This is a genomic window from Paracoccus simplex, from assembly GCF_042648325.1.
In the GTDB taxonomy this organism is placed as follows: Bacteria; Pseudomonadota; Alphaproteobacteria; order Rhodobacterales; family Rhodobacteraceae; genus Paracoccus; species Paracoccus simplex.
Window position 1 is genome coordinate 48,863 of the sequence record NZ_JBHRXE010000017.1, and the last position, 10,354, is coordinate 59,216.

Sequence of the window (10,354 nt, forward strand, 5' to 3'; positions counted from 1 at the left end):
TTTTTCAGACCAGGCCGGGCCGCAAAGCCCGGCCTTTTCCTGCGGCCGGCCATGGCGGATTCACCGCGTATCCCGCTATTGCATATCTTCGCATAAGCGAATATATGGGGGAGGAAATTCCTAATCCTGCGATCATATCAAGAGGTTTTCCCATGACCACGGCCCCGGAAGTGACAGGGTTCTACGAGGCGCGCACCGGATCGGTGCAATATGTCGTGGCCGATCCCCAGACGAAGCAATGCGCGATCATCGATCCGGTGCTGGATTACGACGAGAAATCCGGCGCCACGGCGACGATCCAGGCCGACCGGATCCTGCGGTTCGTCGCCGAAAGGGGCTACGAGGTGCAGTGGATCCTGGACACCCACCCCCATGCCGACCATTTCTCGGCCGCCGATTACCTCAAGCGCCGGACCGGCGCCCCGACCGCCATCGGCGAGAAGGTGACCGAGGTGCAGAAGCTGTGGAAAGGCTATTACCACTGGCCGGACTTTCCCGCCGACGGCTCGCAATGGGACAGGCTCTTCGCCGAGGGCGAGCGGTTCAGCGTCGGCAAGATCCCCGCGCATGTGATGTTCTCGCCCGGCCATACGCTGGCCTCGATCACCTATGTCATCGGCGACGCGGCCTTCGTGCATGACACTCTGTTCATGCCCGACAGCGGCACCGCGCGGGCCGATTTTCCCGGCGGCGATGCGCATGTGCTGTGGCGCTCGGTCCAGGCCATCCTGGCCCTGCCGGACGAGACTCGGATCTTCACCGGCCACGACTATTGCCAGGGCGGGCGCGAGCCGCGCTGGGAATCCACCGTGGCCGAGCAGAAGCGCAAGAACCCGCATGTCGCCGGCATGGACGAGGCCCGCTTCGTCGCCCTGCGCGAGGCGCGGGACAAGACCCTGCCCATGCCCAAGCTGATCCTGCACGCGCTGCAGGTCAATGCCAATGCCGGCCGCCTGCCCGAGCCCGAGGCGAACGGCCGCCGCTATCTCAAGATTCCGCTGGACCTGCTGCAGGCGGCCTGGGATTGAACCAAGGGAGAGTAACGATGAAAGCCAATGTCGGAAGCATCGACCGTTCGCTGCGGCTGGTTTTGGGTATACTGCTGATCCTGCTGCCTTTCCTGGCCGGGCTAGCCGGCTTCGGGAAATGGCTCAGCCTGGCGGTCGGCGCGGCGCTGGTCGTCACCGCGCTGGCCCGCACCTGCCCGGCCTATGCGCTGTTCGGCCTCAGCACCTGCGGCCGCAAATGACCGTGTTCACCCCCCTGCAATCCGCCCTTGGCGGGGCGCTGATCGGGCTGGCAGCCGTGCTGCTGATGGCGCTGATCGGCCGGGTCGCGGGCATGACCGGCATCATCGCCGGTCTGCTGCCCGGCGGCGGGGATCAAGGCCGGCAGGGCCGCGGCTGGCGCGCCGCCTTCCTGCTGGGCGCGGTCGCCGCACCGGCGCTGATGCTGGCGCTTGGCGCGCCGGTGCCCTTCGACAGCCCGGTGCCGCGGCCGCTGCTGGTGCTGGGCGGCCTGATGGTCGGGATCGGCGTGACCTATGGCGGCGGCTGCACCTCGGGGCACGGAGTCTGCGGCAATGCGCGGTTGTCGCCCCGTTCGCTGGTGGCGACGCTGATCTTCATGCTGACCGCCTTCGCCACGGTCTACGTCATCCGCCATGTGATCGGAGGATTCTGAGATGCCGGTTCTCGCCGCCCTGCTGGCCGGGCTGATCTTTGGTGCCGGCATCGCGCTGTCCGGCATGATCAACCCGGCCAAGGTGCTGAATTTCTTCGACCTCGCGGGGGCCTGGGATCCGTCGCTGGGCTTGGTCATGGCCGGGGCGCTGGCTGTGACCTTCGTCGGCTACCGCCTGGTGCTGAACCGCCGGCAGCCGCTGCTTGCGCCGCGGTTCCACCTGCCGACGCGGCGGGATCTCGATCCGGCGCTGATTGGCGGCTCGGCGCTGTTCGGCATCGGCTGGGGCATCGCCGGCTTCTGCCCCGGAGGCGCGGTTCCCGCGCTTGGTCTCGGCCAGCCCGACGCGGCGATCTTCGTCATCGCGATGGGGGCCGGCATCGCCGTGACGCGCTGGCTGCGCTCATGATGCCCAGCCATCGCCTGTTGCCGCTGCACTGGACGCGCGGCTATGACGGCGCGACGCTGCGCGCCGACCTGCTGGCCGCGGCGATCGTGACGATCATGCTGATCCCGCAAAGCCTCGCCTATGCGATGCTTGCCAACCTGCCGCCCGAGGTCGGGCTCTACGCCTCGATCCTGCCGCTGGTGGCCTATGCCGTCTTCGGCACCTCGCGGGTGCTGGCTGTGGGACCGGTGGCGGTGGTGTCGCTGATGACCGCTTCGGCCATCGGGCCGGTGGTTGCCCAGGGGCTGGCAAATCCGCTGGTCGCCGCCGCCGGGCTGGCGCTGCTTTCGGGCGCCATGCTGGTCGTCGCAGGCATCCTCCGGCTGGGCTTCCTGGCGAATTTCCTGAGCCATCCGGTGATTTCCGGCTTCATCACCGCCTCGGGCATCCTGATCGCCGCCGGGCAGGTCAGGCATATTCTCGGCATCGAAGCCGCAGGCGCCACGCTGGTCGAGATCGTCCCGGCGCTTGCCGCGCAGATCGGCCGCACCAATCCTTGGACGCTGGCCATCGGGCTTGGCGCGCTGGCCTTTCTCTGGGCCGCGCGACTTTGGGCGCGGTCCGGCCTGACAGGCGCCGGCCTGCCCGGCTGGCTGGCCGACATGCTGGCCCGCGCGGCACCCATCCTTGCCATCGCCGTCTCGATCCTGCTGGTCCGGGCGCTGGACCTGGATGAACGGGGCGTCGCGCTGGTCGGCGCGATCCCGCAGGGACTGCCCCGGCCCGGCCTGCCCGTACTGCCCCCCGAGCTGCTGCCGGCACTGGCCCCGGCGGCGCTGCTGATCTCGGTGGTGGGCTTCGTCGAGTCGGTCTCGGTCGGGCAGACCCTGGCGGCGCGGCGGCGCGAGCGCATCGCCCCGGACCAGGAGCTGATCGGCCTTGGCGCCGCCAATATCGCCGCCGGGCTGTCCGGCGGCTATCCGGTCACCGGCGGCTTCGCCCGCTCGGTGGTGAACCATGACGCGGGGGCGCAGACCCCGGCGGCGGGCGCCTTTACCGCCATCGGCATCGCGCTGGCGGCACTGTTCCTGACCCCGCAACTTGCGGACCTGCCGCAGGCCGTGCTGGCCGCGACGATCATCCTGGCGGTTCTGTCGCTGGTCGATCTGCGCGCCCTGGCCCGCGTGCTGGCCTATTCGCCACGCGATTTCCTGGCCATGGCGGCGACGATCCTGGTCACGCTGCTGGTGGGGGTCGAACAGGGCATCAGCGCCGGGGTGATCCTGTCGCTGGTCATGCAGCTTTACCGCAGCGCGCGCCCGCATTCGGCGGTGGTCGGCCAGGTGCCGGGGACCGAGCATTTCCGCAATGTCGACCGCCACGAGGTCATCACCTGGCCCGAGATCCTGTCGCTGCGCGTCGATGAAAGCCTGTATTTCGCCAATTCGCGCTTTCTCGAAGACCGCATCGCCGCGCTGGTGGCCGAACACCCGCAGGTCCGCCATGTGGTGCTGATGTGCCCGGCGGTGAACGACATCGACGCCAGCGCGCTGGAAAGCCTGGCGGAAATCAACCGCCGGCTGGCCGAGGGCGGGATCAAGCTGCACCTGTCCGAGGTCAAGGGGCCGGTGATGGACCGGCTGCAGCGCTGCGACTTCCTGCGCCACCTGTCGGGGCGGGTTTTCCTGAGCCAGCACGAGGCGATCCGCACCCTGCGCGGCACCGGCGATCAGGCGGCGCAGAAACTTTCGTAAAGCACCGCCATGACGCGGCGGGCGGGTTGGCTGTCGATGCGATACCAGATCACCTGCCCCTCGCGCCGGCCCGAGATGATCCGGTCGCGCCGAAGCAGCGCCAGGTGTTGCGACACCGTGGAGTCGCGGATGCCAAGGAATCCGGCCAGCTGGCCCACCGATTTCTCGCCCGAGCTCAGCGCGCAAAGGATCATCAGCCGGTGCTGATTGCCCAAAGATTTCAAGAACTCGCTGGCCTCGCCTGCGGCGCTCCGCATGGCTTCTGGGTCGATCCGGCCGGGCTCGGGAAGAGTTTCGTTTACCATTCTTGCATACCTACAAGAATATGAATATATCGTCAAGACAAAGCATCGGAGGTGGGCCATGCCCGGTACCGACAGCCTGATCGTCTGCCCCGCCTGCGGGGCGCTGAACCGCCTGCCGTCGGGACACGACCCGCGCGCCGGCCGTTGCGGCAAATGCCGGCTGCCGCTGTTCTCCGGCCAGCCGGCCGATGTGGGCGGGCAGATGTTCGCACGCCAGATCGGCCGCAACTCGATTCCGGTGCTCGTCGATGTCTGGGCGCCCTGGTGCGGCCCCTGCCGGATGATGGCGCCGCAATTCGCCCGCGCGGCCGGGATGCTGGAGCCGGAGGTCCGGCTGATCAAGCTGAATTCCGAGGCCGAACCGCAGACCGCCGCCGGTTTGGGCATCCGCGGCATCCCGACGCTGCTGCTCTATCGCGGCGGGCAGGAGATCGGCCGGCAATCGGGCGCCATGGATGCGGCGGCCATCGTCGGCTGGACGCGCGGGCAGCTTGGCCGCTAGCCCGGTTGTCCGCCGGACCCGGTCGGCTATGCTGGTCCCCAAGGTCGCAGAAACGCTGCAAGGAGGCGGACGAGATGGGTCAACTGGTCGATGGCGTCTGGTACGACGCATGGTATGACACCGCCAGCGCGGGCGGGCGCTTCCAGCGCAGCGTCACCGCCTATCGCAACTGGATCACACCCGACGGCAGCCCCGGCCCCAGCGGCGAAGGCGGCTTCGCGGCCGAGAGCGGGCGCTATCATCTCTATGTCTCCTATGCCTGCCCATGGGCGCATCGCACGCTGATCTATCGGGCGCTGAAGGGGCTGGTTCCGCATGTCGACATCTCGGTCGTGCATCCCGACATGCTGTCGGACGGCTGGACTTTCGCCGCCGATTTCCCCGGCACCACCGGCGATCGGCTGTTCGGCCTGCGCTTCCTGCGCGAGCTTTATCTGAAGGTGGATCCCAGCGCCTCGGGCCGGGTGACGGTGCCGGTGCTTTGGGACACGGCCCGCGATACCATCGTCAGCAACGAAAGCGCCGAAATCATCCGCATGTTCAACACGGCCTTCGACGGGATCACCGGCAACCGCGACGATTATTGCCCGCCCGACCTGCTGGAGCAAATCGACGCCATGAACGAACGGATCTACGACCGCGTGAACAACGGCGTCTACAAGGCGGGCTTCGCCACCTCGCAAGCGGCCTATGACGAGGCGGTCCACCCCCTGTTCGAGACGCTGGACTGGCTCGAGGCGCATCTGGCGCGGAACCGCTATCTTTGCGGCGACCGAGTGACCGAGGCGGACTGGCGGCTGTTCACCACCATGGCGCGCTTCGATCCGGTCTATCACACGCATTTCAAGTGCAACCGCGCCTGGCTGCGCGAATACCCGAATCTCTGGGGCTGGACGCGCGCGCTTTACCAATGGCCAGGGGTGGCCGCGACGGTGCATTTCGACCATATCGTGCGGCATTACCATTACAGCCACGCCACGATAAACCCCAGCCGGATCATCCCGATCAATCCGCTGATCGACTGGACCGAGCCGCACGGCCGCGGCTGACGCGCCGCGTCGCGGAACTTTCCTAGGGTTTCGCTCTGGATTGACTTTGCCGATTTCCGCCTTAATGAGTCGGGAAACCGGCCCACCCGGGTCGAAGAACCTGCCGCGATGCCCGCCCGACTGGCTGCGCCCGACGCCAGCCGGACCCGCACCACGACATAGCTGGGGAAAGGCCGATGCTCGCTCCGTTTCTTATCATGCTGCGCGAAGGGCTGGAAGCCGCACTGATCGTCGGCATCATCGCAAGCTACCTGAGCCAGACCGGCCGCCGCGCCTGGCTGCCGGCGATCTGGGTCGGCGTCCTGCTGGCGGTGGCGTTGTCGCTTTTCGCCGGGGCGGCGATCCAGATCCTGGCCAACGGCTTCCCGCAGAGGATGCAGGAGTTGTTCGAGGCGGTGATCGGCCTGGTCGCCGTCGCGGTGCTGACCGGCATGGTGTTCTGGATGCGCCGCGCCGCACGCTCGATCAAGGCCGCGCTGCATGCCGACATCGACGAGGCGCTGTCGCACAAGGGCAGCGCAGGCACCTGGGCGCTGATCGGGATGGTCTTCCTGGCGGTGGCGCGCGAAGGGCTGGAATCGGTGTTTTTCCTGCTGGCGATCTTCCAGCAAAGCCAGGACGGCGCGGCCCCCATCGGCGCGGCCCTGGGCGTGATCGCGGCCATCGTCGCGGGCTGGGGCTTTTACGCCGGGGCGCTGCGGCTGGACCTGCGCCGGTTCTTCGGCTGGACCGGCATCTTCATCCTGCTGGTCGCGGCCGGCCTGCTGGCAGGCTCGGTCAAGGCGCTGCACGAGGCGGGGCTGTGGAACGGGCTGCAGGAGCGGATCTATGACCTGAGCCGGATCCTGCCCGAAACCGGCCCGCTCGGAACCGTCCTTTCGGGCCTGTTGGGCTATCGCGAGGCGCCGACCTTGGGCGAAGCGCTGGTCTGGGGCATTTTCCTGGCCGTGACGCTGACGCTTTTTCTCAGGCCGCATGCCGGTGCCCTGCCGGTGCGGCCGCAAACCGCGGGACGCAAATGACTTCACCATCGAATGGCCTCTACCTGGCGATCGCGGGGGCGGCGGTGCTGGTCGCGGCGGGCGGCGTCGCCTTCTGGTATGCGACGCAGCAGACCGCCGGCAGCCAGACGGCTGCCGACCAGCTGGTGACCGTCAATGCCACCACCTGTGAGCCGAACGCCATCACCGTCCCCGGCGGCCGGCGCAGCTTCGAGATCGTGAACGCCAGCGACCGCCCCATCGAATGGGAGATCCTGGACGGCGTCATGGTGGTGGCCGAGCGCGAGAACATCGCCCCGGGCTTTCGCGCCACGCTGGAGGTGCAGCTGCGGCCCGGCGACTATGCGATCACCTGCGGGCTTCTGTCGAACCCGCGCGGCACGCTCAGCGTAACTCCATCGGACGAGGCCGCCGTCGCCGCCTCGGAGGTCACGCTGCGCAAGTTCCTGGGCCCGCTGTCGGAATATCGCGTCTACCTGGTTATGCAGGGCAATGCCGCGGTCAAGGCGGCCGAGACCCTGCGCGAGGCCATCGCCTCGGGCGATCTCGAGGCCGCCCGGACGGCCTGGCGCGACGCCCGCCTGCCCTATCGCCGCATCGAGCCGCTGGCCTATCGCTTCTCGGACCTCGAGGAGCGTATCGACCCGCGCGCCGCCTATCTGGAAAAGCGCGAGCAGGATCCGGGCTTCACCGGCTATCACCGCCTCGAATACGGGCTTTTCGCCCGGAACAGCACCGAGGGCTTGCAGCCCTTTGCCGATGCGCTGGTCGCGGATCTGAAGGAACTCGCCGGGCGGCTGAAGCAGGCGCCGCTGGACCCCGGCCTGCTGATCGAGATGCCGGCCGAAAGCGCCCTGCAGCTTGCCCAGGCACAGGTGCCCAAGGGCGAGAACCTTTATGCCGGCAACGACCTGCAGGATCTTTCCGCCGGGCTGGAGGGCATCGCCAAGCTTTCCGACCTGCTGCGCCAGGTCGTGGCAGGCGTCGATCCGGCGCTGGACACGGTGATCGGCCAGGATCTGGAAGCGGCGCAGGCGCAGATGCAAGCCACCGTCGCCCAGGGCCATGCGACCTATGGCGATGTGCCCAGGGCCGAGCGCGAAAAGCTGTCGGCCACCCTGACGCAGCTGTCGGAATCGCTGCGCAAGCTGCAACCGGCCATCGGGATGAACTGAGATGCAGGACCAGACCCCCCGCTCGATCTTTCGCCGCAACCTGCTGAAGGGGATCGGGATCGGCGGGGCGCTCGGCGCCCTTGGCGCCCTGCCGCTGCGCGCCCAGGACGGCGGTCCCGCCGACACCATCCCCAATGTCGACGACGCGCCCAAGGCGCATACGGAAACCGCGGCGCAGCAGGTGCCCTTCCATGGCCCGCATCAGGCCGGCATCACCACGCCCCGGCCGGCCAACGGCATTTTCGCGGCCTTCGACGTGGTGGTCGCCTCGCTCGAGGATTTCGAGCGCATGATGCGGTTGCTGACCCAGCGCGCGGAATTCCTGGCCGCGGGCGGGCTGATCGCCGCGCGCGACCCCAAGCTGCCGCCTGCCGATTCCGGCCTGCTGGGGCCGGTGATCTCGCCCGACAACCTGACCATCACCGTCGGCCTTGGCGATTCTCTGTTCGAAAGGCATGACTGGCTGGCCGGGCTGAAGCCGGCCCGCCTGCAGCGCATGACGCAATTCCCCAACGATGCGCTGGACCCCGAGATCTGCCACGGCGATCTGTCCATCCAGCTCTGCGCCAACCTGCAGGACACCTGCATCTATGCGCTGCGCGACATCGTGAAGAACCTGTCGGAATTCCTGGTGCTGCGCTGGATGATCGAGGGCTTCGTGCCGCCGGTCCTGCCCGCCACCGACGGCTCGACCCCCAGCGCCCGCAACTTCCTGGGCTTCCGCGACGGCTCGGCCAATCCCGATGCGAACGACGCGGCGCTGATGGATCGCCTGGTCTGGACCCGCGGCCCGGACGAGCCGGACTGGGCGCATGGCGGCAGTTATCAGGCGGTGCGGGTGATCCGCAATTTCGTCGAACGCTGGGACCGCACGCCGCTTTCGGAACAGGAGCGCATCTTCGGCCGCACCAAGATCAGCGGCGCCCCGCTCGACGCGCCCGGGGCGACCGAACATGACGCCCCGAATTACGCCGCTGACCCCGAAGGCATGGTGATCCCGCCGGATTCGCATATCCGGCTGGCCAATCCGCGCGACCCGGCCAGCGACCGGAACCTGATCCTGCGCCGGCCCTTCAACTATTCCCGCGGCGCGCTGAAGAACGGCCAGCTCGACCAGGGTCTGCTGTTTATCTGCTACCAAGCCGATCTCGAGGCCGGCTTCATCGCCGTGCAGAACCGGCTGAACGGCGAACCGCTCGAGGAATATATCAAGCCGGTGGGGGGCGGTTACTTCTTCGCCCTGCCCGGCATCGGACCGGGGGACTACCTCGGCTCGTCCCTTGTCACCGCAGCCAGGCGGAGCTGATCCGCCAAGCCGACATTCTGCACCAATGGGGAGTTTTGGAACCATGACCGGAAAACATCTCGGAACGACGGCGCTGGCGCTGGCCATGGCGGGCTGGGGGACGCTGGCGCTGGCCGCCGATCCGTCGCTGGAGCTGGTCGAGCCGCTGGCCGAATACAAGATCTATGTCGCCGAGAACACCGCCAAGCTGGTCGAGGACACCAAACTCTTCACCGACGCGATCAAGGCCGGCAAGGTCGATGAGGCCAAGGCGCTGTTCGCCCCCACCCGCACCAGCTATGAAAAGATCGAGCCGATCGCCGAGCTGTTCTCGGACCTGGACGTGTCGATCGACGCCCGCGCCGACGATTACGAGAAGGCCGAGGCGGACGAGGCCTTCACCGGCTTCCACCGCATCGAATACGGTCTGTGGGAGAAGGGCTCGACCGAGGGGCTGGAGCAATATGCCGACAAGCTGCTGGCCGACGTGACCGAGCTCAACGACCGCATCACCGGCCTGACCTTCCCGCCCGAGGTAGTGGTGGGCGGCGCCGCCGTGCTGATGGAGGAGGTCGCCGCGACCAAGATCTCGGGCGAGGAGGACCGCTATTCGCATGTCGACCTGTGGGACTTCGACGCGAATTTCGAGGGCGCGCAAAAGATCTATGAGCTGCTGCGCCCGTTGATCGCCGACAGCGACGCCGATTTCGTGGCCAAGGTCGACGGCAATTTCAAGGCCGTGAACGAGGTGCTGGTGAAGTACCAGGCCCAGGAGGGCGGCTACGTGTCCTACGAGGAGCTTTCGGACGAGGACCGCAACCTGCTCTCGGCCAAGGTCAACACGCTGGCCGAGGATCTTGCGACACTGCGCGGCAAGCTGGGTCTGGGCTGAGGGATCACGGGGCGGCCGGGAATCGGCCGTCCGCTGCATCCGGCGCCCGCCTATGGTTCGGGACGGTGATCCGGCAATGAAAAGCCAGTGTTTTCAGAGCGCAAGGCGGATGTGACGAAATTTTGGCGATGGGGGTGTTTTTTCCGCTTGCACCTGTCGGCACGCCCTCCTATACGACGCCTCACACGGGCGCCGGAGACGCCGCCCGGACCTCCGGTGGGGCCATAGCTCAGTTGGTAGAGCGCTTGAATGGCATTCAAGAGGTCAGGGGTTCGACTCCCCTTGGCTCCACCATCTCGCCTTTTGGCTAGTGCCAGATA

At 67.5% G+C, this 10,354-nt stretch carries 12 protein-coding genes and 1 tRNA gene; 12 read left to right on the forward strand and 1 reads right to left on the reverse strand.

Annotated features, from left to right (window positions below; all coding sequences use genetic code 11):
• Positions 1–152 precede the first annotated feature (152 nt).
• From ACFOMP_RS07645 to ACFOMP_RS07665, 5 genes are read left to right on the forward strand one after another with little or no spacing between them, the layout of a single operon-like run.
• Positions 153–1,028, forward strand: a complete 876-nt coding sequence (locus tag ACFOMP_RS07645) for an MBL fold metallo-hydrolase (protein WP_289896516.1) — start codon at positions 153–155, stop codon at positions 1,026–1,028.
• 17 nt (positions 1,029–1,045) lie between these two features.
• Positions 1,046–1,249: a YgaP family membrane protein gene (locus tag ACFOMP_RS07650; RefSeq protein ID WP_289896515.1), complete on the forward strand. Its 204-nt coding sequence runs from the start codon at positions 1,046–1,048 to the stop codon at positions 1,247–1,249.
• On the forward strand, positions 1,246–1,683 hold the full coding sequence (locus ACFOMP_RS07655; RefSeq protein ID WP_379029136.1) for a YeeE/YedE family protein: 438 nt from the start codon (positions 1,246–1,248) through the stop codon (positions 1,681–1,683). Before ACFOMP_RS07650 ends, ACFOMP_RS07655 begins: the two co-directional genes overlap by 4 nt.
• A 1-nt stretch (position 1,684) precedes the next feature.
• Positions 1,685–2,092: a DUF6691 family protein gene (locus tag ACFOMP_RS07660; protein ID WP_289896513.1), complete on the forward strand. Its 408-nt coding sequence runs from the start codon at positions 1,685–1,687 to the stop codon at positions 2,090–2,092.
• Entirely contained in the window at positions 2,089–3,825 is a 1,737-nt protein-coding gene (locus ACFOMP_RS07665) for a SulP family inorganic anion transporter (RefSeq protein ID WP_379029140.1), read from the forward strand. Before ACFOMP_RS07660 ends, ACFOMP_RS07665 begins: the two co-directional genes overlap by 4 nt.
• Here the strand turns inward: ACFOMP_RS07665 and ACFOMP_RS07670 are convergent.
• Positions 3,801–4,082: an ArsR/SmtB family transcription factor gene (locus ACFOMP_RS07670; protein WP_379029143.1), complete on the reverse strand. Its 282-nt coding sequence runs from the start codon at positions 4,080–4,082 to the stop codon at positions 3,801–3,803. The genes ACFOMP_RS07665 and ACFOMP_RS07670 overlap by 25 nt on opposite strands.
• A gap of 106 nt (positions 4,083–4,188) precedes the next feature.
• On the opposite strand from ACFOMP_RS07670, the gene ACFOMP_RS07675 reads away from it, so the two are divergent.
• The 7 genes from ACFOMP_RS07675 to ACFOMP_RS07705 all read left to right on the forward strand — a co-directional run bounded on the left by ACFOMP_RS07675 (position 4,189) and on the right by ACFOMP_RS07705 (position 10,328).
• Positions 4,189–4,632, forward strand: a complete 444-nt coding sequence (locus ACFOMP_RS07675; protein WP_289896510.1) for a thioredoxin family protein — start codon at positions 4,189–4,191, stop codon at positions 4,630–4,632.
• Between the two features lie 74 nt (positions 4,633–4,706).
• Positions 4,707–5,681 carry a glutathione S-transferase family protein gene (locus ACFOMP_RS07680; RefSeq protein ID WP_379029146.1) on the forward strand — a complete coding sequence of 325 codons (975 nt, stop codon included), beginning with the start codon at positions 4,707–4,709 and terminating at the stop codon, positions 5,679–5,681.
• A 176-nt stretch (positions 5,682–5,857) separates the two neighbouring features.
• Positions 5,858–6,703 carry an iron uptake transporter permease EfeU gene (gene efeU / locus ACFOMP_RS07685; protein WP_379029149.1) on the forward strand — a complete coding sequence of 282 codons (846 nt, stop codon included), beginning with the start codon at positions 5,858–5,860 and terminating at the stop codon, positions 6,701–6,703.
• Positions 6,700–7,857, forward strand: coding sequence for an iron uptake system protein EfeO (gene efeO / locus ACFOMP_RS07690; protein WP_379029152.1), 1,158 nt, complete (start codon positions 6,700–6,702; stop codon positions 7,855–7,857). The genes efeU and efeO (ACFOMP_RS07690) overlap by 4 nt, the downstream gene beginning before the upstream one ends.
• Position 7,858: 1 nt before the next feature.
• Positions 7,859–9,163 carry an iron uptake transporter deferrochelatase/peroxidase subunit gene (efeB, locus tag ACFOMP_RS07695; RefSeq protein WP_379029155.1) on the forward strand — a complete coding sequence of 435 codons (1,305 nt, stop codon included), beginning with the start codon at positions 7,859–7,861 and terminating at the stop codon, positions 9,161–9,163.
• A 43-nt stretch (positions 9,164–9,206) separates the two neighbouring features.
• A complete protein-coding gene (gene efeO, locus ACFOMP_RS07700) occupies positions 9,207–10,034 on the forward strand; it encodes an iron uptake system protein EfeO (RefSeq protein WP_289896505.1) in 828 nt (275 codons plus the stop codon).
• 218 nt (positions 10,035–10,252) lie between these two features.
• Positions 10,253–10,328: transfer RNA gene (locus ACFOMP_RS07705), tRNA-Ala, on the forward strand.
• The last annotated feature ends 26 nt before the right edge of the window (positions 10,329–10,354 follow it).